This is a genomic window from Peribacillus sp. QJM3NY_7, from assembly GCF_056173225.1.
In genome coordinates this window covers 3,284,731-3,306,675 of sequence record NZ_CM149663.1, presented here as the reverse complement: position 1 = coordinate 3,306,675, position 21,945 = coordinate 3,284,731, and the positions used below count along the sequence as shown (strand labels likewise).

At 40.5% G+C, this 21,945-nt stretch carries 21 protein-coding genes and 1 pseudogene; 18 read left to right on the top strand and 4 right to left on the bottom strand.

What is annotated here, in order from left to right; genetic code table 11:
• The first annotated feature begins 310 nt into the window (after positions 1-310).
• From AC0VX1_RS15760 to AC0VX1_RS15750, 3 genes are read left to right on the top strand one after another with little or no spacing between them, the layout of a single operon-like run.
• Positions 311-1,588 (top strand): Glu/Leu/Phe/Val family dehydrogenase, encoded by a 1,278-nt coding sequence (locus tag AC0VX1_RS15760; RefSeq protein WP_053535500.1) that lies wholly within the window; start codon positions 311-313, stop codon positions 1,586-1,588.
• Positions 1,589-1,622: 34 nt separating this feature from the next.
• Positions 1,623-1,913: an SAV0927 family protein gene (locus tag AC0VX1_RS15755; RefSeq protein ID WP_034307765.1), complete on the top strand. Its 291-nt coding sequence runs from the start codon at positions 1,623-1,625 to the stop codon at positions 1,911-1,913.
• Positions 1,914-1,930: 17 nt separating this feature from the next.
• Positions 1,931-2,179: a biotin/lipoyl attachment domain-containing protein gene (locus AC0VX1_RS15750; RefSeq protein ID WP_057277871.1), complete on the top strand. Its 249-nt coding sequence runs from the start codon at positions 1,931-1,933 to the stop codon at positions 2,177-2,179.
• 302 nt (positions 2,180-2,481) lie between these two features.
• Here AC0VX1_RS15750 and AC0VX1_RS15745 read toward each other — a convergent pair whose 3' ends face one another.
• Positions 2,482-3,222 (bottom strand): IclR family transcriptional regulator, encoded by a 741-nt coding sequence (locus AC0VX1_RS15745; protein ID WP_475467891.1) that lies wholly within the window; start codon positions 3,220-3,222, stop codon positions 2,482-2,484.
• Between the two features lie 175 nt (positions 3,223-3,397).
• Here AC0VX1_RS15745 and AC0VX1_RS15740 point away from each other — a divergent pair, with 175 nt between their 5' ends.
• The 8 genes from AC0VX1_RS15740 to AC0VX1_RS15705 all read left to right on the top strand — a co-directional run bounded on the left by AC0VX1_RS15740 (position 3,398) and on the right by AC0VX1_RS15705 (position 11,740).
• Positions 3,398-4,276 carry a dimethylarginine dimethylaminohydrolase family protein gene (locus AC0VX1_RS15740; protein WP_475471808.1) on the top strand — a complete coding sequence of 293 codons (879 nt, stop codon included), beginning with the start codon at positions 3,398-3,400 and terminating at the stop codon, positions 4,274-4,276.
• The gene (locus tag AC0VX1_RS15735) at positions 4,273-5,889 is read left to right on the top strand and encodes a M20/M25/M40 family metallo-hydrolase (RefSeq protein ID WP_475467889.1); all 1,617 of its coding nucleotides are present in this window, start codon (positions 4,273-4,275) and stop codon (positions 5,887-5,889) included. Before AC0VX1_RS15740 ends, AC0VX1_RS15735 begins: the two co-directional genes overlap by 4 nt.
• 166 nt (positions 5,890-6,055) lie before the next feature.
• A complete protein-coding gene (locus tag AC0VX1_RS15730; RefSeq protein ID WP_475471806.1) occupies positions 6,056-7,399 on the top strand; it encodes a YfcC family protein in 1,344 nt (447 codons plus the stop codon).
• 51 nt (positions 7,400-7,450) lie between these two features.
• Positions 7,451-8,653, top strand: coding sequence for an amidohydrolase (locus AC0VX1_RS15725; RefSeq protein WP_475467888.1), 1,203 nt, complete (start codon positions 7,451-7,453; stop codon positions 8,651-8,653).
• Between the two features lie 168 nt (positions 8,654-8,821).
• A complete protein-coding gene (locus tag AC0VX1_RS15720) occupies positions 8,822-9,583 on the top strand; it encodes a dimethylarginine dimethylaminohydrolase family protein (RefSeq protein ID WP_098186360.1) in 762 nt (253 codons plus the stop codon).
• Between the two features lie 51 nt (positions 9,584-9,634).
• A complete protein-coding gene (locus AC0VX1_RS15715) occupies positions 9,635-11,050 on the top strand; it encodes an amino acid permease (protein ID WP_413022485.1) in 1,416 nt (471 codons plus the stop codon).
• Between the two features lie 173 nt (positions 11,051-11,223).
• Positions 11,224-11,382 (top strand): hypothetical protein, encoded by a 159-nt coding sequence (locus AC0VX1_RS15710; protein ID WP_413011144.1) that lies wholly within the window; start codon positions 11,224-11,226, stop codon positions 11,380-11,382.
• The gene (locus AC0VX1_RS15705; RefSeq protein ID WP_413022484.1) at positions 11,339-11,740 is read left to right on the top strand and encodes an SRPBCC domain-containing protein; all 402 of its coding nucleotides are present in this window, start codon (positions 11,339-11,341) and stop codon (positions 11,738-11,740) included. Before AC0VX1_RS15710 ends, AC0VX1_RS15705 begins: the two co-directional genes overlap by 44 nt.
• Before the next feature lie 179 nt (positions 11,741-11,919).
• Here the strand turns inward: AC0VX1_RS15705 and AC0VX1_RS15700 are convergent, their stop codons facing one another.
• Both AC0VX1_RS15700 and AC0VX1_RS15695 read right to left on the bottom strand, forming a co-directional pair.
• Entirely contained in the window at positions 11,920-12,111 is a 192-nt protein-coding gene (locus AC0VX1_RS15700; RefSeq protein WP_142398305.1) for a hypothetical protein, read from the bottom strand.
• A gap of 92 nt (positions 12,112-12,203) precedes the next feature.
• On the bottom strand, positions 12,204-13,151 hold the full coding sequence (locus AC0VX1_RS15695) for an IS110 family RNA-guided transposase (protein ID WP_475467703.1): 948 nt from the start codon (positions 13,149-13,151) through the stop codon (positions 12,204-12,206).
• Between the two features lie 351 nt (positions 13,152-13,502).
• On the opposite strand from AC0VX1_RS15695, the pseudogene AC0VX1_RS15690 reads away from it, so the two are divergent.
• From AC0VX1_RS15690 to AC0VX1_RS15680, 3 genes and pseudogenes are all read left to right on the top strand, one after another.
• Positions 13,503-13,822, top strand: a pseudogene (locus AC0VX1_RS15690) (VOC family protein).
• Positions 13,823-14,434: 612 nt separating this feature from the next.
• Entirely contained in the window at positions 14,435-15,571 is a 1,137-nt protein-coding gene (locus tag AC0VX1_RS15685) for a YibE/F family protein (protein WP_475467885.1), read from the top strand.
• Entirely contained in the window at positions 15,571-16,347 is a 777-nt protein-coding gene (locus tag AC0VX1_RS15680; protein WP_475467884.1) for a YibE/F family protein, read from the top strand. Before AC0VX1_RS15685 ends, AC0VX1_RS15680 begins: the two co-directional genes overlap by 1 nt.
• Positions 16,348-16,642: 295 nt before the next feature.
• Here the strand turns inward: AC0VX1_RS15680 and AC0VX1_RS15675 are convergent, their stop codons facing one another.
• On the bottom strand, positions 16,643-18,475 hold the full coding sequence (locus AC0VX1_RS15675) for a sigma 54-interacting transcriptional regulator (protein ID WP_191929704.1): 1,833 nt from the start codon (positions 18,473-18,475) through the stop codon (positions 16,643-16,645).
• A gap of 167 nt (positions 18,476-18,642) precedes the next feature.
• Here AC0VX1_RS15675 and AC0VX1_RS15670 point away from each other — a divergent pair, with 167 nt between their 5' ends.
• The 4 genes from AC0VX1_RS15670 (at position 18,643) to AC0VX1_RS15655 (ending at position 21,936) form a co-directional block, all read left to right on the top strand.
• On the top strand, positions 18,643-18,873 hold the full coding sequence (locus AC0VX1_RS15670; RefSeq protein ID WP_475467881.1) for a hypothetical protein: 231 nt from the start codon (positions 18,643-18,645) through the stop codon (positions 18,871-18,873).
• An 82-nt stretch (positions 18,874-18,955) separates the two neighbouring features.
• Entirely contained in the window at positions 18,956-20,368 is a 1,413-nt protein-coding gene (locus AC0VX1_RS15665) for a purine-cytosine permease family protein (RefSeq protein WP_413022479.1), read from the top strand.
• Positions 20,369-20,415: 47 nt separating this feature from the next.
• Entirely contained in the window at positions 20,416-21,405 is a 990-nt protein-coding gene (locus AC0VX1_RS15660) for a heme-dependent oxidative N-demethylase family protein (RefSeq protein WP_475467879.1), read from the top strand.
• A 12-nt stretch (positions 21,406-21,417) separates the two neighbouring features.
• Complete coding sequence (locus AC0VX1_RS15655) at positions 21,418-21,936, top strand: hypothetical protein (protein ID WP_413022478.1); 519 nt, start codon at positions 21,418-21,420, stop codon at positions 21,934-21,936.
• The last annotated feature ends 9 nt before the right edge of the window (positions 21,937-21,945 follow it).

Below are 21,945 nucleotides of genomic sequence, written 5' to 3'. Positions count from 1 at the left end.
TGACTGCCGTGGATTAGATTTGTACCATCATTTGGCATCTGCTACAGGTCAACACTTTCTTTTTCAGGATAAACAAAAAAAGAGCACTCAATGAATGTTTATACATTTATCTGGTGCTTTTTTTTTTGTATTTAATCATCATTTTTACATATGCAAATCTGAATTGCTTATGAATTAATACATATGTCCTGATGATTGTATGTGTGATTTGGGTGAGGACAGATGGCGGTATGGTGCCATTCATACAATATCCTCACAGCTGGCATGAAAGTTGCTTAATAAGTAATAAGAATAAAAGTGAGGTGCTAAAATGTCAGAGGAAATTAAGGTTATTGAAAAACGTCAATTGGATAATCCACTGCAAGAATTCCAGGATATCTTAAAAGAAGCGATTCATGTTTTGGACTATCCAGAGCAGGTTTTTGATTTTTTGAAAGCGCCAATGCGTTTTCTGGAAGTCTGTATTCCTATTCAAATGGATAATGGCGAGACAAGGATGTTTCAAGGGTATCGTGCTCAACATAATGATGCAGCCGGTCCAACGAAAGGGGGAATCCGGTTTCACCCGGATGTCACTCCTGAAGAAGTTAAGGCATTGGCCGGATGGATGAGCTTGAAATGCGGAATAACCGATCTTCCATACGGAGGGGCAAAAGGCGGCATTGTGTGTGATCCGAGACAGATGAGTTCATCTGAGCTTGAACGATTAAGCAGAGGGTATGTCAGGGCAGTAAGTCAAATAGTGGGCCCTACAAAAGATATCCCTGCACCAGATATGTATACGAATTCCCAAATCATGGCATGGATGCTGGATGAATATGATCACATCAGGGAATTCGATTCACCGGGCTTCATTACAGGAAAGCCTCTGAGATTAGGAGGATCGAAGGGCAGGGAAAAAGCCACTTCCAAGGGCGTATTATATACACTTCAAATGATTTGTGATTTAAAGGGGATTCCCATTGAAGGCATGCGGGTAATCATCCAGGGATTCGGGAATGTCGGCAGTCATTTAGCATTGTATTTACATGAAATGGGGGCAAAGGTTGTCGGAATAGCGGATGAACTTGGAGGTTTATATGATCCGAATGGATTGGACATTCCTTACCTTTTGGAGAACAGGGACTCTTTTGGGGTCGTTTCGAACTTATACAAAGATTCATTATCCAATCAAGAATTATTGGAAAAAGAGTGTGATGTGCTGATCCCCGCAGCGATTAGCGGAGTGGTGAATAAGGATAATGCAAAACGACTAAAATGTGAAATCCTGATTGAAGCAGCAAATGGGCCGACGACAAAGGAAGCGATCAAGATTCTCGATGATAAAGGTATAGTGCTAGTCCCGGATATTTTGGCGAATTCTGGAGGGGTAATTGTCTCGTATTTTGAATGGTGTCAAAACAATCAAGGTTATTACTGGACGGAAGAGCTTGTAGATGAACGATTGAAGGAAAAGATAACGGCCAGCTTTTTGAATGTCTACCATACTTCACAAAAATATTCCGTGAACATGAAAGTGGCTGCTTATATTGAAGGGATTCGCAAAATAGCAGAAGCATCCCAGCTTCGGGGGTGGATCAGGTTCTGAACGAATTAGGGTTTACAAGAAAGGAGGCAATCCGTTGAATTTTGATATTCTTTCCGAAAATAAAGAAAACCAGGCTATTCATCATTATTGCTTATTGTCACAAGATTATAGATATGATGTAACCATTGTATATTCGGCCCAGTTTTTCGGTAAAGCAATGGTGACTTCCATGCAAAGCGGAAGAATGATCCTGCTTTGTGCCAATGATATTAATTTAGATCAGTACTGGGCTCCGACCCTTGGCATTGAACAAGAAGATATATCTGAGTTCCAAAACTTTCTAAGGTTAGTTTTACAAACCCCATTTCATTTTGAAGAATACTGAAGGAAGGAATGATGTAAATGTACGTTGATGTGATTCTTAGCCCTTGTGATGGCAGGATTGAAAAAATTTCAATATCCAAAAATTCGAGATTTTACGAATGGGAACAATTATTTCAGATTAAGAAGGCAGATGGAAGTGTGGAAATCATTGATATTGGTGTCAGCGGGAAAATAGAAACTTTGGAGGTATTGGAGGGCGAACCAGTGGTGGCCGGCGAGGTCCTCGCCTATTTTAAAGAAGATTTATTTGTGACCGGCAGCGATTAATATAAAACGAAAGGCTGTTTTCGCATACTTTGTTGCTATTTACGAAGTAGTGCAGTGTGGTTGATTTCCCCTCCAGGCGCTCGCTTTCCTTGGTGCGGGCGGTGAGCCTCCTCGGCGTAAACGCCTGTGGGGTCTCACCTGTCCCGCAGCTCCCGCAGGAGTCTCGCACTTCCGCTCCAATCAACCTAAAATAGTTTTGTTTTAAAAACAACAATCTTTACGAAAAGAGCCAAACAAAAAGAAGATGATATGATTCATCTTCTTTTTGTTTTATCCGATAATCCTCCACTTCTCTCTTATTATCATGGTCCCCTATACCACAATTTTGCAGAAACCCGATTCCCAGTTTCCATCACATTCTTAATGAGGAAATCGAGTCTTTCATCTGTCAGGTTAAAACTGACAAAACCAATGCTCACCGCACCGTGAACTTCCCCAAAATGGTTCAATATCGGTACGGCAACAGAACAGGTTCCCTCTGTTCTTTCACTGTGACTGATCCCATGTCCCTTCGTTTTAGTCTCTTGCAATATATCCCAAAAAGCTGCTCTTTCTTTAGTTGGCAGAAGAGCATCTATGATTTTTTTTGTTTGATTATATGGCATATAGGCGAGCATCGCTTTATTGGCAGCCCCGATATGCATAGGTACACGTGAGCCAAGCTGGTCATAAACCCGGATTTGGCTCTTTTCACTGTCGATCCTTTCGATAACGAGTGATTCCATCCCGATTGGTTGGCTTAGATAGACGCTTTCCTCCACTTTGTTCATAAGCCTTTCGAGTTCAGGTCTTATTTGACTAATGTAATCCATTTTGTCATACATGCGTAAACCATATTCGAGCCAAATATTCCCCAAACCATATTGTTTGGATTGCCCGTCCTGTTGAATTAATCCATGCAAGGACATTGCCTTTAACAAACGATGCATGGAGCTGACAGGAAGATCACATTCTTGGGAAAGTTCCGTAATTGACAGCCAGTTTTCCGAAGAATTGGATACCAGCACCTTTATAACGTTCATGGCGCGGTCGATTGATTGCATATAAAAACCACCTATCTTTCCATACAAGTTAAATAAAAAGTTAATTTATTTGAAAATTTAAAACATATTGACATTATACCAAAACTAAATTTATAATAAAAGAAAAATTCCTATTGGCGGAAACGTTTTCCGCTATGCGGAAAAGGAGGGGGAGGCAGTGACATTTTGTTCGTCCATGTACAAACCATTGGAACGTGTCATTGTAAAACATCCGAAAGAAGCTTTTATTAGTCAAGAGCATTTAAGCCAAACATGGGAGAACTTCAACTTTTTGGAAGAGCCAGATTTCAACGAAGCGCTAACAGAGTATGGTGACTTTATATCCATTTTGGAGAAATATGTCCCAAACATCGATTATTTGCCAGCATCTTCGGTAGTTGGAATTGACTCCTTATATGCGCATGACCCAGTCAAATTCACTAGCCAAGGGGCCATTATTTTAAAGTCGGGGAAAGAATCGAGGCAGCCTGAAGCGACTGTATACAAGGAATACTGTAAGGAAAAGAACATCCCGATCATTGGGTATTTAACGGGTGATGCGGTCGCGGATGGCGGTGATATCGTTTGGCTTGATGATAAGACCTTGGTTGTCGGGCATGGTTATCGTACAAACGCTGAAGCCATTCGGCAATTAAAGGAAATGACCGCACATCTTGTGGATGAATTCATCGTAGTTCAGCTTCCGCATGATCAAGGAGAGGCAGAGTGTCTCCATCTCATGTCTTTCATCAGCATGGTCGACCATGATTTAGCGGTAGTTCATTCCCGCCTTATGCCTGTCTTTTTCAGAAAACTGCTTATTGAACGAGGCATTCAGCTTATCGAAGTGCCGATTGATGAGTACTTGAACTTGGGGTGTAATGTGCTTGCCATAGCTCCGCGGGTTTGCGTGATACCTTCTGGTAACGCTTACACGAAGCAAAAGTTAATTGATGCGGGAGCGACAGTTTATGAGTACAAAGGAACTGAAATCAGTTTCAAGGGCACTGGAGGTCCTACCTGTTTAACCTGCCCGGTGGTGCGTAGAAATATTGATGAAGGGGGATTGAAATGATTCAATTACTATGGGATACTCCAGAAACGCTCCGTGCTTTGTTGTGTGAACTTGTTAGCTGGGAAAGCCGGACTCTTACACCAGGGGAGCGAATGTTCCCTTATAAGGTGCAAGAGAAATTAAGGGAGCTTGATTATTTTAAAAGGAACCCGGCACACTTATCGCTTCATGAGGCAGATTTAGGAAGGAATTTTGTCAATGCCTTTTATAAACATCCCGATAGCAAGGAGACCGTAGTATTAATTAGCCATTTTGATACGGTTCATACTGAAGAATACGGTGACCTTGAGACTCTTGCATTTCAACCAGAGGAGCTCACGAAAAAACTTCATGATAGGAAAGATGATCTGCCGGAAGAAGCGCGCATTGATCTGGAATCAGGAAAGTACTTGTTTGGTAGAGGAACGATGGATATGAAAATGGGGCTTGCCCTTCATATGGCTATCATCGAAAAGGCAAGCATCGAACAATGGCCGATCAATCTCCTGCTGTTAACGGTTCCGGATGAGGAAGTGAATTCTGCGGGAATGAGGGCTGCAGTTAAAGAACTTGTGGCTTTACGGGATAAATATGACCTTTCCTATAAAATGTTTTTTAATAGTGAACCGTCCTTTTCACAGAAACCGGGTGATAATAATCATTATATTTATTCCGGAACTTTGGGGAAAATCATGCCCGCTGCCCTTTTTTATGGGAAAGAAACTCATGTAGGTGAGCCATTAAAGGGCATAACCGCTAACTATATAGCCTCGTTTCTCACGCAGCTCATGGAGTGGAACACTCTTTTTCTGGAAAGTGACCTTGGCGAGGAAACACCTTTACCAGTATCGCTTCAGCAAAAAGATCTAAAACTACAATATTCAACACAGACACCTTATCGGGCAGCCGCGCTTTATAATGTGTTCATCATGAAAAGAACAGCTGCAGAAATAATGGATCTATTCGAGCAGGTTGCGAACGAAGCAGCGATGAAATGCAATGAATCTTATAAAGAACTATGCCTGCGTGAACAAATTGAAGGTGTGGGCGAAGTACAAGTATTGCGCTACGAAAAGTTACTTTCATATGCCGAGGGCAAATTTGGCGGGAGTTTTGTTGAGCAAATAAAGAGTGAAGTTAAAGGAAACAAGGATTTGGATGAACGTGAAAAATCAGTGCGGATCGCTGAAAAATTGATGATACAATGTCAGGAGCTATCACCCGCCATTGTATTGCTGTTCGCACCGCCATATTATCCAGCCGTCAATTCGTCCGATGATCCGCTTATCATCGAATCTGTGAAATTAATGAAGGAGACTGCCAGAAAGTTTGATGAAGAAGTCAGCCAAATTCATTATTTTAATGGCCTTTGCGATTTAAGCTATGTTCAATATACTGATGATTCTGACGGCTGGACGGCTTTTGAAAAAAATACACCAGTCTGGGGCGATACTTACAGCATTCCTTTTGCCGATATGCAAAAACTTCAGGCACCCGTACTTAATGTGGGGCCATTCGGCAAGGATGCCCATCAGCGTACTGAGCGCCTTCACATCGATAGCGCCTTTGTCCATACGCCCGTTTTGCTTGAGAAGTTAATAAAGAGTATGTTTAAGTGTTTGGTTGAGAAGTGATGGTCCGACAGGAAAACTGGATTAATAGCATTAAACTTTAACTGGGGGTATTAAGATGAATGACCTTCCTAATGGTCCAATCACTTCCAAGCCGCTTAACCAGAATAATAAACCACTTAACCAACTAACGGAGTTGCCGGAAAAAGGGGTAAATCCTTTTGTATTAATGTTTATCGTAATTGTGATAGTGACGGTTCTAACCTATATCTTACCAGCAGGCCAATATGAAAGAATTGAAAAGGATGGCCGAAGTGTAGTCGATCCCACTTCTTTTGAATTCGTAGAATCAACACCTGTGGGATTATTGGAAATGTTCAGCAGTATTCATGCAGGGATGATTGAAGGAGCGTCAATTATCTTGTTCGTCTTTTTGTTTGGCGGAGCACTGGGAATCATGCAGGCAACAGGAGCACTGGATTCTTTCATTAAGTTTGTGGCTGTCCGATTCGGAACAAAAGAAAAATTGCTTATTCCGTTGATGATATTAATCTTCGCATCATTAGGGACACTGATCGGCTCTGCTGAAGATGCATTAGTTTATATCGCCATCATTGTTCCGATGACAATCGCATTAGGCTTTGATGCACTCACTGGTTTTGCGATCGTCATCCTTGGAACATTGGCGACTGGATTCATTTCGGGCATTACGAACCCATTTAATGTTGGAGTTGCCCAAAGCATTGCAGAATTGCCCATGTATTCGGGAATGGGATTGCGGATCGCTCTTCTTGCAGTTTTTTATATCGTTACAGTATTGTACATCTATTTTCATGCAATGAAGGTTAAAAGGAACCCTGAACTGGGGGAGTATGGGAAATTCAGGCGTGAAGAACATGGACAACTTGATAAAAACTTTAGGATGAGCAAAAGACATAGCGCTGCTTTAATTATTTTATTGGTGAATTTCATCCTATTAGTATATGGAGTTATTAAATTAGGATGGTATATAAGTGAAATTGGCGGCTTGTTTTTATTAAGCGGGATCATAATGGGCCTAATCGGAGGCTTGACTCCGTCCAAGATGGCTAATGGTTTTATTTCAGGAGCAGGCGATATGGTTTCCGGGGCATTGATAATAGGTGTTGCTCAGACAATCTTGGTCATCATTACTAGTGGCGGATTGCTTGATACCATTTTATATTATGCTGCAGGATTGGTTGAGCAGCTTCCTCCCGCCATAAATGCAATTGGAATGTTCATTGTCCAATTATTCCTTAACTTCATTGTTCCTTCAGGAAGCGGACAAGCAGCATTGACGATGCCGATCATGGCTCCATTAGCGGATTTAATGGGTGTGACAAGACAAACGGCAGTTTTAGCTTTTCAATTAGGGGATGGGATTTCAAATATGATATTTCCGACTTCTGGAGTGCTATTGGCTGGACTGGCAGTGGCCGGCATATCATTTACGAAATGGGTAAAATGGGTATTTCCTTATCTTTTGATTCAGGTTGCCGTAGCGATTATCTTTCTGATCATTGCTCAAAGCATACAGTATGGCCCCTTTTAAAGATCTAAAAAATCTGAATATTGGCACTAAGTGATAAGGGAGGCATTTTTGATGAAGACAATACAGGAGACAGTTGTGGATGAAGTGATTTCATGGAGACGTCATTTTCATGAAAATCCGGAGCTCTCGTATCAGGAGCACCAGACTTCCGAATTCATCTATAGGAAATTAAAAACCTTTACAGGATTAGAAGTGACAAGACCTACCGAAACGAGTGTATTAGCGGTTCTCAAAGGCGCAAAAAAATCACCCCGAAAATCGAATACGATTTCCTTTCGTGCAGATATTGATGCACTCCCGATTGAAGAGGAAGCAGATATTGAATATCAATCAAAAAATCCAGGGGTTATGCATGCATGCGGACATGATGCACATGCTGCGATGTTATTAGGTGCTGCAAAAGTCCTCTCCGGGAAAAAAGACGAGATTAATGGAGAAATCAGGTTCATTTTCCAACACGCCGAAGAGGTTCTGCCAGGAGGAGCTCAGGAATTGGTGAAAAAAGGGGTCATGGAAGGAGTGAATTATGCATTTGCATTGCATGTTACTCCTTATGAACGAACAGGAACCATATGTTTAAGGGAAGGGGTATTCTGTGCAGCAGCCGATGATTTTGAAATTAAAATCATAGGGCAAGGCGGTCATGCGTCGACTCCGGAATTAACGGTAGATCCGCTTATCATTGGTGCAGAAATAACGACGAATATTCAACATATCGTTTCCAGAAAAATTTCAGCTCTTAGGACACCTGTCATTTCAGTCACCCAATTCCATTCCGGAAGTGCGCTCAATGTCATACCTGAATATGCAGAAATCGGCGGTACCATTCGTTCCTTGGACGCTGATAGCCGAGTGAAAGCTAGGGAGTATCTAGAGCAAATCGTTAAGGGGATTTCAGAAGCGCATGGGGCAAAATGTGAAGTCACTTGGTATTTAGGGTATCCAGCGGTGGTGAATGATAAAGCTGCCGTTGATATTTCAAGAACGGTCATGGAAGGTATTTTTGAGGAAAATAATATCATCCAAGTTGATGATCCTATGTTTGGGACAGAAGATTTTTCGGCTTTTTCCGAAATCGTTCCCTCTTCCATGCAATTTCTAGGCGTCCATGATCATGAGTTTGGAAAAGCTTATCCTTTGCACCATCCTAAATTTAAAATCGATGAGAAGGCTTTAGGGTATGGAGTAAGATATTTTGTAGGAATAGCGGAAAAATTATGCGGTCATCAAAATAATAGAGAAAGCATGGATTAAGAAGAGACACCCCTTTTAGTTAAGTAAGGCTTTCGGTTGTCTTTTCTCTCGCTTTTGTCATAGTTAAGCAACTGCTTGAACAGCAAAAAGGTCAAAAAGGAAATTCATTTCAAAAAGGTGAATTTCCCACATTTTAAAAAATAAGCAACCTATTTAGGAGGAATATATATGTTTAATCACGCGATTGTAAGAAAGATTGGAAAAAGTTTTGTAAATGGCTTAACAACATCAGATTTAGGAAACCCGAATTATGAAAAAGCGCTTGTACAACACGAGGCTTATGTAGAAGCATTAAAACAATGCGGTGTGAAAGTGACCGTTCTCGAATCGGATGAGAGGTATCCTGATTCCACGTTTGTAGAAGATACCGCGGTGTTGACGCCCAAATGTGCCCTTGTAACCAATCCTGGAGCAGAAAGCCGGAATGGTGAGATTGATGAAATGAAAGAAGTTTTAAAGGACTTTTATGACACAATCGAATATATTCAATCTCCAGGTATGTTAGATGGCGGGGATGTAATGCAAGTTGAGGATCACTTCTATGTTGGCCTTTCAACCAGAACGAATGAAGCAGGTGCTCTGCAGTTCAAAGATATCATGGGTAAGTATGGTTATGGCACGACCATCATTCCCCTTAAGAAATTCTTTCATTTAAAAACGGGTGTCAATTATCTGGGAGACAATAATTTATTAGTGGCAGGAGAATTCATTAATCATGAGGCTTTTTCTAGCTTTAATCAAATCATCGTAAAAGAGGAAGAAGAATATTCCGGTAACTGCGTCAGAATGAACGACTGCGTTATTGTCCCGAAAGGGTTTGAGGGTACAAAGAAAAAGATTGAAGAATTGGGATACACAGTGATTGAAGTGGAAATGACTGAATTTCAAAAACAAGATGGCGGCCTTAGTTGTCTCTCATTGAGGTTCTAAGATGTTTTGGAAGAAGGCATAGGCTAATAGATAAAATAAGGACGTGATTATATGGGGTATGGACTGGAGAATAATGATCAGCTGCAACGCTCAATGAAAAGACGCCATTTATTTATGCTTTCACTTGGCGGCGTAATTGGTACAGGCCTTTTTTTAAATGCTGGCTATACGATTAACCAAGCGGGGGCAGGAGGAGCCCTGATCGGTTATCTAGCAGGCGGTCTTATTTTGTATATGGTCATGGTCTGCCTTGGCGAGCTAGCCGTTCATATGCCGGTTACAGGATCATTCCAAAAATATGCTGCCGAATATATTGGGCCTTCCGCAGGTTTCTCTCTAGGATGGATGTATTTCGTAGGCTCAGCCGCAACTGCAGGAGTTGAATTTACGGCAGCAGGAATATTGATGAAACAATGGTTCCCCCATAGTCCTACCTGGATGTGGTGTGCGGTGTTCATAGTGCTTTTATTTACATTGAATGCATTAACGACAAGAGGTTTTGCAGAGGCAGAATATTGGTTCGCTGGAATAAAAATCGTTGCAGTGATTTTGTTTATCTTGATTGGAATCGCTGGTATCTTTGGTTTTGTCTCTTTATCTGATCGTCCAACCCCATTCTTCGAGAATTTGGCACCTTCTGGTCTATTTCCAGCTGGCGGCATTACAATTATCTTTGTGACAATGATGAATGTAATATTTTCTTATCAAGGCTCAGAACTTATAGGAATAGCGGCAGGTGAAAGTGAAAAACCTGAAGAAAACATTCCTAAAGCCATTCGAAACGTACTATTTAGAATCATTGTTTTTTACATTTCATCCATTATCATCCTTTCCGCCATATTCCCTTCTTCGGAATTAGGTTTATTGGAAAGTCCTTTTGTAACTTTGATGAAGATAGCGGGGATTCCTTATGCAGCAGGTATCATGAATTTCATTATATTAACAGCCATTCTTTCAGTGGGGAATTCATGTCTTTATGCATCTACAAGGTTGCTTTGGTCGATGGCCCATGATGGGATGGCACCAAAAGTGTTTGGTCTATTGTCCAAAAGGAAAGTGCCCTTGAATGCCCTTCTTTTTACAATATGCTTTTCGCTTCTCTCGTTATTGACTAGCTTCATTGCGGCGGATACTGTGTTCGTGATACTAATGTCCATAGCGGGTATCTCCGTCACGATTTCATGGATGGGAATTGCTTTATCGCAATATATGTTTAGAAAGAAATTTATTAAAGCGGGTGGCAAAACGGAAGACTTACAATATATAGTACCGTTTTACCCATTCGTCCCGTTGTTTTGTTTAGGCTTTTGTTCGCTGATTCTAGTATTCCTTGCCTTTGACCCCACTCAAAGAGTTGGACTGTTTTATGGAATAGGATTTTTGGTAGCCTGTATATTATTCTATAAATTTAAATTGGCTAAGAAAGCAGAGTCGAACACGAACATAGAAAATGAAAAAATATTGTAATAGAGTCCCTATATTGATTGCCCGTTCGTATAAAAGGTTAACCAGTAATTACTGGTTAACCTTTTTTAATCTTGTAGCTGCGGTCACTTGAATGATTATTTGGGAGGGGAATACTGACATTTTGACGAAATAGAAGGAATATCATATTACGAAAATAGGAAGGAGGAATGGGAATGTCTGATAACAAAGTGACTAATAACATCACAACGAGTATAGAGGGGAGGGATCTCGTCATGGAACGTATATTTGACGGGCAGCGGGACCTTGTTTTTTCTGAGCACTGGCTGGATGGTGGGGACCGAGTGGATGGCAACGGAAAATCGGGCGTTTAATTTTAAGTCTGACGGCTTATGGCATTATTGCATGCCGTGCACAGGTGAAAACCAAGGTGAATTTTATAACCAAGAATCTTGGGGGAAAGCTGTTTATCAAGAAATAACCGTACCCGAGAAGATTGTCTTAACGGACATGTTTGCAGATGAAGAAGGCAACGCAGCCGACGGTATGCCAGTTACACTGGTAACGTTGACGTTTGTTGAACACGAGGGTAAGACAAAACTCATCATGCGTTCTGGATTCGCTTCAGTCGAGGGGCTTCAGCAAGTAATGGGAATGGGTATAGTTCAAGGATGTGCCTTGCAATTTTACCGCCTCGACGACCTGCTGGATAAGCTTCAGGAGCTGTGGTAAAAAGGTATAGGTGCTATTTAACAACTCGTGTCATATGAACGTAACATATGCGAGTCTTACTTAAGCAGGATCGCTTTTTTTGTATGAAAACACAATAGTAAAAAAGCCATGCTAAAATAAACCCTCCATATTCTCATTTTTTTGATGGGGGTAAATGTACTATGTCGTTATTTAACTGGTTATGCAGTTTGTTGTTCAGATGGAGCGATTGTATAGCCTTTCTTTTTTAGGTATTCGATCATTTTTAATTCTTTGTTCATTTGTTTTTCTTCAAGGTAATTTGAGCCTAGTTCATGATAAGGTTCTCCTGTTTTTAAGATGTTGTAAGCAATCGTTAATAGTAAATGGGCAGATGCGATTCGTCCCTTCATTTTCCCCTGTCGTTTAGTAATCCTTTTTCGATGTGAAGCAATTCGGTTATTTTGCCTTGATGTCGCTAATACACACTCTACGGCCATCGTTTTTAATGCTTTATTTCCTTGTGTGGTTTTACTCGTTTTTTTTTACCAGCACTTTCGTAATTTCCGGGACTCACACCAGCCCAAGATGCAAGATGTTTAGCCGACTTAAATACGGACATATCAACGCCCATCTCCGCAATAAAAGTAGCTGCGGCAGCTTTGTTCACACCAGGTATACCATCCAATAATTCTACTTCCTTACGATAGGGGGACAGGAGTTGATCGATTTGTTTTTCCAATTCTTCTATGGCTTTTTCTAAATAACTCATATGATCCCAATGGTAACGCAACATATCACGGTGATGACGGCGAATACGACCATTAATTGCATGGGCAATGTCAGTAATACTTGCTTTTGTTCGCCAATCCACCATTTTTCGGAGACCATCGGTCTCTATTTTTTCGCCGTTTAGAATCGCTTCAAGGATACGGCGTCCCGATACACCAAAAATGTCTGATAATACGGATGTTAGCTTGATATTAGCATCTTGAAGAATTTTGTGAATGCGATTCTGCTCTGAAGTGCGATGATGAATCAATTTTTTTCGATAACGAGTAAGATCTCGTAAATCACGAATATTTTCTGGTGGAACAAAATTGCTTTCAATAAGTCCGCATCTTAAAAGCTTGGCAAGCCATTCGGCATCTTTCACATCAGTTTTACGCCCTGGAACATTTTTGACATGTCTGGCATTGGCAAGAACAAGGTGAAAAGAATCTTCGAGTATATTCCATATTGGTTTCCAGTAGACTCCAGTACTTTCCATCACAACATCGGATACCTGAAGGGTAGCGAGCCAATCACTTAAAGCCAAGAGTCCCGTTGTTGTAGTTGAAAAAGTTTCAATAGAGGTTTTTGGCTTTTTATCTAATGGACCAAATAACACACAGGCTACTACTGTTTCTTGGTGTACATCTAAGCCAGCACACCGTTCAATCATTGCTTCCATAGGAGAATCACCTCAAAAAAAGATTAACAATACATATGACAGGAGATTTGTTACAAAAATTTTTGTATACGTACTAGTAGCACACTAAATGGTTCTTCAAACCTGTCACAACCAGTTTCTTATACAGGGTATCTTCCTTAAGATCCACCAAAAAAAGTTCAGCCTGGTTGTATTGTTATCATCCATTATCGTCAAGGGGTTAATGGGTTAGACTCTATTTTTGAGTTTGGATTTTCGTAGTAGATGGTGGCGGCGAGGTTGGCCGCCATAGAAGTTTCTTATGCACCTAAGGACAATGAAGCATGTGGAGAGAAGGAAAAGAAAACTATACAATTAAAAATGGGGGAAGTAATGAAAATCAATCACATAAATTTAACTGTTAATGATGTTACAGCTTCACGTGACTTTTTAGAAACATACTTTGGATTGACATGTGCAGGAAGTAGGGGAGATGGGTTCGCTGCAATGAAAGATGATGATGGTTCCATATTGACTCTGATGAAAGGAAGCAATGTACGATACCCCAAAACTTTTCATGTTGGATTCATTCAAGAAAATGAAGAACAAGTTAACAGGATCAATCAGAGGTTGAAGGAGGATGGATTCAAGGTAAAACCTCCACAACACTTACACAAGCACCCGGAGGATTTAACGTTGAAGTACTGTGTTAAAAGTATATGGAGATGAAATGCCGTTTTCTAAAGATGAATTAGGTGGAAAACTGAAAAAGATGGTAGTGAAAGTGCTAAAAAGGCTGGATTTACACAAAATATTTCTGCAATGGAAATGCAAGAATTTGTTCAAAATCAATTGATGGAAAAAATGAAAATACCTACATTCATTGCAATCTAGGGAAGCTCCAAAGTTGGAGCGATGGATGTAGGCATGCTCTAGAAATCCACCATAGATCTCTGAGATACTTGATTTTAAAAAGATCTTCTATATATTCTTGAATCATTCACATTTTACTAAACGATAATTATACGAATTTAAGGGCAATACTACTTAGGAATTGTAGTATTGCCCTTAGTTTTTCACAACTGATGATATTGACAATGAAGTGAGAAAAACAGGAATGAAGAGGCTTGACAAGTATTTTTTTGGAATTTGCTTCTTCCCATCCTACCGTGGAGACGTTAAGGTGGTATATCGGATTTTGTTTACGCAAACCAAATCCATTCATGATAAGATAAATAAATCAAATACTAGTAAGGCGGGGTGGAGTCAGTCAATTCTGGCTCCTTCCTGCCTTTTTTGCCCACCCAATATTTGGAGGTTTTATTTTGAATGTTATCGCAAATAAATTTAAAAAAATGGGATACAAGCATGTTTCTTTGTACGCCGTCATAGCACTTTGTTTTGTCTTGTCTGTTTTCTTTGTTCATTACAATTATTCATTCTATGAACGCCCAATAGCCAAAGTCATTAAAACAAATCTGGAAAATACAACTGAATTGAATGATATGTATCAAAATGAAGATCGACTATTTACCCAGAGTATAATAGCCGAATTACAAAATGGAGAAGAAAAAGGAAAACTTATTCATCTAAAGAATGAATATTCCTCATCCGGAGCGTTTGATCAAGAATATCGAGTTGGAAATGATTTATTTGTTTCGATTGATACGAAGACAAAAGGAAATAAAGAGTTGACCGGAACCATAAAAGACGTAAAACGGGATAAATTTGTGTTGATCGTAGCATGGGTTTTTATTTTGACATTACTTATCGTTGGAAAAAAACAAGGCCTGCTTTCAATTATTAGTTTGGCAGTCAATGCCATACTATTGTCATATGCATTAGATTTTTATTTGAATACATCAAACATTGGTTTGGTTTTGATATGCAGTATAAGCATCATTCTATTTACGGTCTTTTCCCTTTTACTCGTTAATGGTTTTAATGAAAAAACATATGCAGCCGTTATTGCGACACTGTTAGGGACATTTTTATCTCTGCTCATTGCTTATCTTGTTATGTGGTTAACTTCCGAAAAGGGCCTTCGATATGAAGAGATGCAATTTATCACTCGTCCTTATAAAATGGTGTTTTTGGCAGGGTTATTTATCGGTTCTTTAGGAGCCGTAATGGATATAGCCATTACCATGTCTTCTTCGATTTTCGGGTTGTATGAAAAGAATATCCACATATCAGTAAAAGCACTTAAAACTTCAGGATTAGAGATTGGAAAAGACATAATGGGAACCATGACAAATATTTTGTTTTTTGCCTATATAAGTGGTTCCATTCCTATGATTATTTTGTATTTGAAAAATGATTCCGCATTGGGTTTTACCCTTTCCATGAACCTCACATTGGAATTGGCCCGTGCCCTAGCTGGTGGTATCGGAATCGTGTTAACTATCCCGATCGGTCTATATGTCTCTATTTTTTTCATTAATCGAAAGAGGGAAAGATAATGAATGTATTAGTGTTGCTAGCGTTTATACTATTTATATTAATGATCTTGATTGGCGGAAAAAAAGGGGCACGTTCATTTTTTGCTTTGTTCCTAAACTTTGGTGTGTTACTTTTCACCATCATTTTTATGACTAATCCATATATTGATCCGTATATCGTAACATTGATTGCATGTACGGTGATTAGTTATATTAATTTATTTTTCATTAACGAAGTGTACAGTACAACAAAAACAGCATTCATTTCTACTATTATCACGATTGTTATTGTCCTCTTTTTTATTGTCATTGTGACGGAAAATGCGATGATACAAGGTTTCGGTGAAGAAGAAATAGAAGAGCTTAGCATCTTTTCCCTTTATATTGGGGTGGATTTTGTTAAAATTGGAGCTTCAGTAATTATTATGAGTACTATTGGCGCGATTATCGATACAGCCATGGCCATTGCATCTCCCATGCGAGAAATGCATCATCACCATCCATCCATTAGCAAGAAGGAATTATTCACATTTGGATTGAGTATTGGGCGGGATATTTTAGGGACATCTACGAATACACTATTTTTTGCTTTCTTTGGAGGCTATTTGGCATTGCTTATATGGTTTAAAGATTTGTCCTATTCTGTTGGGGAAATAGTAAACTCAAAAATATTCAGTGCTGAAATGATCACTATATTTTGTGCTGGAACCGGAGTAGCCCTGATAATTCCTATTACAGCCTTGATTACTGCTTATTTTTTGGTGAAAAAAGGAGAAAATAAAGAGAAAGCTATATAGGTTCATGGCAAAAAGGCTTATGGGCACTCATTTTTATAATCGGAATAAGTCTTTGTTTTTTTGCAAATGATTATCCAGATTCGGCGGGATACGCTTAACCGTTTCATTTTTGAGGACGGTTGGTGGAGGAACAAGATGCCATATTGCCTACAGCCATTTTAATTGCTTGATGTATATATATGGTTTGATAATAACGAAAAAGCTGACAGCAGAAGCCCGTTCAAAACGGCTCCTGTTGTCAGCTTTTCTTTTTTACCATGGGCTCCAATTCGATAATGGGACTGCACGCCGAAAATCAAACATGTATGTTTAGCTGTTTGCGGAGACGTTGCATTTCTGAATTGAAATAGGCTTTGCTGTAATCACATCCGACAATTGCTACGATATTGCCGTCATCATCGATGATTGGCGCAAAGCTTGTTTTCCACTCACCGTACCTGTCTTCGTATATGGGAGTAACACCCGCTTTACCATTAAACGCCTGGTAAGCGACATTGACCATTTCCGGGGGACCCATATATTCTTCTCCCGGTTCAATTACAAAGCCTTTGTCTGCAACAAGGTGAATCAGACGTCCATCCTCCGACATGATAAATATAAAGACCCATTCAATTACGCCTTCCTTTTCTTGAATCATGGTAAGTTTTTGTTTTAATTTCTGGGAATAGGAAGTTTGCCGGTTCATATTTTTTTGTAGACTGATAACCTCTTCAGCTGGAATGATAGCTGCGGTTACAACGGCAATGGATCGAAGCCGCTGGTTTATTTGTTCTTCTAAAATGGCCCGTTTATCCACTGGTGAAAAGCTTGCCTCTTCCATTTTATTTCGTAATTTTTTATATTTCCTGCTCATCGTCGGCTGGCTGACTTCCAATACCTTTGCCGCCAGTTTCAATGATTTATATTGTTCCATCGCCATGTTGATGAGTTGTTCTTCCACAAGGTCAACGGCTTCCTGCAAAGGCATTAGGAAATCGATGACAGGTAGTGAAAGAGGTTTGGGCCCTTTAAATGGAAGCACCTCTTTAACCAAAGCAACATCCACTTCCGGCATTCCGCTAGTAATCACAAGTCTTTCAACTGTATTTTCAAGTTCGCGCACGTTACCGGGCCATTGATAGATGCAAAGCAAGTCGATTGCATCCGGGGTGAACGCTACCTTTCGATTGTACAGTGTATTGTACTTTTGTAAAAAAAACTGAACCAGGTGGGGGATCTCATCCACACGATTTCTTAGCGGCGGAAGATGGATAGGCACGACATGAAGACGATAATATAAGTCTTCTCGGAATTCACCTTTTTTCACCATTTTTTCGAGCGATTTATTTGTTGCGGCAATCACTTGAATGTCAACAGGGTGTGAGGTCGTACTTCCAATTGGTGTGACAACTCGCTCCTGAAGGACACGAAGCAGTTTTACCTGTACGTTAAGCGGTAACTCGCCCACTTCATCCAAAAATAAGATACCTTTATGGGCCAGTGTGAATTTTCCCTTGGCGCCTTCTTTCCGTGCGCTGGTAAAAGCCCCTTCTACATAGCCAAACAGTTCGCTTTCAATCAGGTTTTCCGGAATGGCGCCGCAATTGACAGGTATAAATGGTCCGTCGCTTCTATTACCCATATTATGTATGGCCCTGGCGGCTATTTCCTTTCCTACACCGGATTCCCCCAATAAAAGGACGGTTGCGCTGACATCACAAACCATTTGCATTTTATGCAGAACATCAAGCATCGGTTTACTGCGGATCACAAATGGAAAAGTTGGCTTTTTCGATTCCATTAATGGTCCCGATTGCCCCCTTGATGTATCTGGATATGAGTCTTTAATTTCTTTGTAAGCCCAGACCCATGCCCCGGATTCAATTGGGTATGCCGTCATCAGCAGCTCATGACCCTGCCATGAGGACTGCATGATAGATCTTTTCTCATTTTTGCCCATTATCTCTTCTGCCAAGCTTGTGGAAAATAAATCTTGTTCAACATCCTTGATGGAACCACCGACATTAGCGGATTTGATTGTATGGAATAAGGTTTTCCCTGTTCCGGTCGATTTCATGATGGTGCCATTTTTATCTGTCACAATAAGCTGATCGTAAATAGACAAGAGTGCAGAGGTGAAGTGATCCATTTATGTCTACCTGCCTTTCATTTAACTTCCTAGTTTCATATTACAGAAATTTCACAATTGTTCAATAGTTTCAAAAATGAATATTCTTCCTATTGAAAACCCTGTTAGCATAGTGCTTTCTGATTGGCATGGTTATTGCAATAAGTAAAGAGAAGGGACTAGAAAGCATGATTGCAAAGGAGGGAGAAGCGATTTTGAATAAAGAGAATCAGTTCCGACAGAATATCAATTCTCAAGATCCCTTTATTAAAAATCTATATTCAGATTTGAATGAGCGGATCAATGCGTATGAGCAGGAAGATGCCGTGAAAATCGAAAAAATGAAATGGAGTGATGCGACAGGTTCTATTTTTTTCATGATTTTAATCATAGCCTACCTAATCTATTCATTTGTCTAAAATGTTGTTTAGGTCACGAAGAACAATGACAGCCTCATTCCAAGCCATACAATCATTATTTTAATAGTTGGGAGAGAAGCGTGTGAGCAAAGAAAATTCCTCCATTTCAAAGGATGTGGCCTTTGGGTTCTTACCGGCAAGTAAAAACGACCGGATTTTTAACCTACGGGATTTAATTTTAGTTCAAGTTGTTATTGGCCTCTCATCTTTTGGGCTGTTGACTGGCGGATATACAGGTACAATGCTTGACGCGAAGCAGTCACTTGCAGCGATTTTATTCGGTAACGCCTTCCCTATGCTGTTGATTGTTCCCATTACCCTTTATTTTGCGCGTTATGGCATAGACACTTTTGTAGGGTTTCGAAGTTCACTTGGTTATTTAGGATCCAATATCTTTTTCTTTGTTTTTCTTATTTTAACCCTCGGCTACATTTCCATTGCGCTCTTTATGTCCGGCCAGGCGTTGGCCGAGGCTGCTAATTGGCTGGGGATGCCCGCGATTTTTTCAAGCCAGGCAATGGGGGCGCCGTTTTTCTCGATTTTACTCTTTATCTGTGCATTTCTTGTAACTGTGAGGGGACCGGTAGCGATACAAAAATATACCGCAGTGGCCGTGCCGGTTTTTATGGTTCTCATGTTTGGGCTTCTCGCAATTGTTTTGTTTGGACAGGGATTCACGAAAGTTGCCCATATACTTCCTTCTGAACCCTTTGAAACGACTTCTCGTTCATTCGCGACAGCCCTGGAATTAAATGTCGGTCTCGGCTTTTCATGGCTTCCGTATCTTGGCCAATACAGCCGTTTGTCCAAAACAGAAGGAGGCGCATTTAAAGCGGGATTCTACAGCTATGGAATCATCGTCTGTATCGCTGCATTAGTTGGGGCCCTTGCTGCATTAGTCGCTGGTTCACTTAATCCTTCTGACTGGATGTTTTCCATCGCAGGAAGTTGGGGCGGCTTCATTGGCTTGATTTTACTTTCGGTAGGGAATGTCGGTGCAGCCATTTTCCTTATGTACTCACAAGCTGTCAGCTTTAAAACTGTATTCCCGAAAAAATCATGGATGATTGCGATGGGAACGACCGTACCGGCTATATTCTTACTTCTAAGCTCAACGTTCTATGATGCATTTGGTTCATTTATTGCTGTCATTTCCTTCATTATGGCTGTACTTGGCGGCATTGTCGTGGCAGATTACTTTTTTGTAAAGCGCCAACGCATTTCAATAAGGGATTTGTATGACACACAAGGCTCTTATACTTATTGGAAAGGCATTAACCCGTCTGCCGTTCTCACGGTGGTCATTGGAACGATTGTTTACTGGGCACTCTATAATCCATTGACTTTTGAAGCAAGTGACTTTTTCCTTTATACAGCTGCCGGAATTCCAACATACTTTGTCGCTTTAGTCACCTACTATGTTTCATCTAAATACATTTTCCGTTATGAAGTTGACATGGTGCGTCCATCCGTGGAATTAAAGGAAGCTAAGTAGAAAAAAACTCACTTTAAAGAATCTAGGGAACGAGAGGAGATTGTTCAATGTTTACACAAAGTTTAGATTTCAAAACAACAGATTTAGATACATTCCCATTTCCATTCACTTCGGGTAACTATCGTTATTCAAACGACTTGAAAAAACTCTCAAACGTTAACTGTATTGAAGTTACACCAGAATACAAACTCCAAGTGGAAACGAAGCGTCGTCTCCTTGAAGAACAGCCGCATATAAGGTTTCAATCTTTTTCACACACAATGGAAATGCAATGGGAAGTGTTGGAAATGCTGATTGACATGGCAGCTGATCGCTATCCGGAGCATTTCGATGTCATTAAAGATGGGGACAAATGGACTTTCAAGAACCACATTTTCGGGGAAACCGATTCATTCGTGTATGGCGATGCCAGCACGCTTCCAAATGAGCCGCTTGACTATATAGGCCGCCATTTCCATAATGATTTTGTTTTAATGGTTCATCGCGATAGTAATTTCTATTTGGAAGTGGGTCAAGTTTCATACGCTGCACTCTTCTCGGCTAACTGGAATAAAGGGATGTCCTTTGATGAGATACATGCACCTGTTCCATTCGTATCACGGAAAGGTGATGAACTCGCAGATCGCGTTCGTAAGTTTTTATTATCCATCGAGCCAGGAAAGCCATGGACACGCATCAATTGGAACCTGATGGCGGACCGTTGGGATGTCAACTATGAAACGATGGATGTCTGGGGACCGCAACGTTCTGAAATAACACCGGAAAATGCAGGTAAACTTGTTCGTTTGCGTGTTGAAGAACAAAAATTTTATCGCATGCCACGAAGCAACGCCATTCTATTCGTATTGAATACTCAATTCCTGCCGCTAGAGGATTTGACATTGCGCCAGGAGTGGTTTGATCTGACATATAGCGTACTGCAGGATATTCCCGGACCAATGGCTGAATACAAAGGAATTGCCCCATTCCTTCCACAATCGGTCGAATATTTGAGGGGTATCGATGAAAAGAAAAAAGCGAAGATAAACAATAAGTAGGAGGATAGGGCCTTGTACAATAGTCCAGTATTGTTTGATAAATCCATTACGATCGTAAACAAATTTACCCCTCGGAATGAACGAAGAAAGTTTGTCGTCATTTCTGATCAAGCCGGATATGATCAGGCGAAAAGTTTCACTTCTGAAATCGAAGGTACAGTGCCTGTTGAATGTCTATCCATTAACGGAATGGAAGATAAAGAGGAGATTAAGAGAGTCATCCTGTCACAAAAGATGGGCACCCAATTTTATATTGCAGCTGCGTGGAACAATGCCGTGATGATCTTCTCGCTCGGAGTGGAGGCTGGTCTATCTGAAGCTGAGATCCAGACGGTGATTATCGGGCCTAAACGACGTTACGTATATTGCATGAAATGTTTCGAAGTGTCGGAAGTCGAAGAAGAATCAGAAATTGCAGAATGTGACCATTGCAAAGCCAGTCTTGAAATAGGTCCTTTTTATTCAATCGTACGGGAAGGTTATATTGGTTACCCATACATCCCGATCGGAAAAGAAGAAGTAGGGAGCTGATCATCATGC

Bases quoted from the DNA above. Each gene is read 5' to 3' on its own strand.
- AC0VX1_RS15760 (WP_053535500.1), top strand. From the start codon at position 311: ATGTCAGAGGAAATTAAGGTTATTGAAAAACGTCAATTGGATAATCCA.
- AC0VX1_RS15750 (WP_057277871.1), top strand. From the start codon at position 1,931: ATGTACGTTGATGTGATTCTTAGCCCTTGTGATGGCAGGATTGAAAAA.
- AC0VX1_RS15745 (WP_475467891.1), bottom strand. From the start codon at position 3,222: ATGCAATCAATCGACCGCGCCATGAACGTTATAAAGGTGCTGGTATCC.
- AC0VX1_RS15740 (WP_475471808.1), top strand. From the start codon at position 3,398: ATGTACAAACCATTGGAACGTGTCATTGTAAAACATCCGAAAGAAGCT.
- AC0VX1_RS15735 (WP_475467889.1), top strand. From the start codon at position 4,273: ATGATTCAATTACTATGGGATACTCCAGAAACGCTCCGTGCTTTGTTG.
- AC0VX1_RS15730 (WP_475471806.1), top strand. From the start codon at position 6,056: ATGTTTATCGTAATTGTGATAGTGACGGTTCTAACCTATATCTTACCA.
- AC0VX1_RS15725 (WP_475467888.1), top strand. From the start codon at position 7,451: ATGAAGACAATACAGGAGACAGTTGTGGATGAAGTGATTTCATGGAGA.
- AC0VX1_RS15720 (WP_098186360.1), top strand. From the start codon at position 8,822: ATGTTTAATCACGCGATTGTAAGAAAGATTGGAAAAAGTTTTGTAAAT.
- AC0VX1_RS15715 (WP_413022485.1), top strand. From the start codon at position 9,635: ATGGGGTATGGACTGGAGAATAATGATCAGCTGCAACGCTCAATGAAA.
- AC0VX1_RS15710 (WP_413011144.1), top strand. From the start codon at position 11,224: ATGTCTGATAACAAAGTGACTAATAACATCACAACGAGTATAGAGGGG.
- AC0VX1_RS15705 (WP_413022484.1), top strand. From the start codon at position 11,339: ATGGTGGGGACCGAGTGGATGGCAACGGAAAATCGGGCGTTTAATTTT.
- AC0VX1_RS15700 (WP_142398305.1), bottom strand. From the start codon at position 12,111: ATGAAGGGACGAATCGCATCTGCCCATTTACTATTAACGATTGCTTAC.
- AC0VX1_RS15695 (WP_475467703.1), bottom strand. From the start codon at position 13,151: ATGGAAGCAATGATTGAACGGTGTGCTGGCTTAGATGTACACCAAGAA.
- AC0VX1_RS15680 (WP_475467884.1), top strand. From the start codon at position 15,571: ATGAATGTATTAGTGTTGCTAGCGTTTATACTATTTATATTAATGATC.
- AC0VX1_RS15675 (WP_191929704.1), bottom strand. From the start codon at position 18,475: ATGGATCACTTCACCTCTGCACTCTTGTCTATTTACGATCAGCTTATT.
- AC0VX1_RS15670 (WP_475467881.1), top strand. From the start codon at position 18,643: ATGATTGCAAAGGAGGGAGAAGCGATTTTGAATAAAGAGAATCAGTTC.
- AC0VX1_RS15660 (WP_475467879.1), top strand. From the start codon at position 20,416: ATGTTTACACAAAGTTTAGATTTCAAAACAACAGATTTAGATACATTC.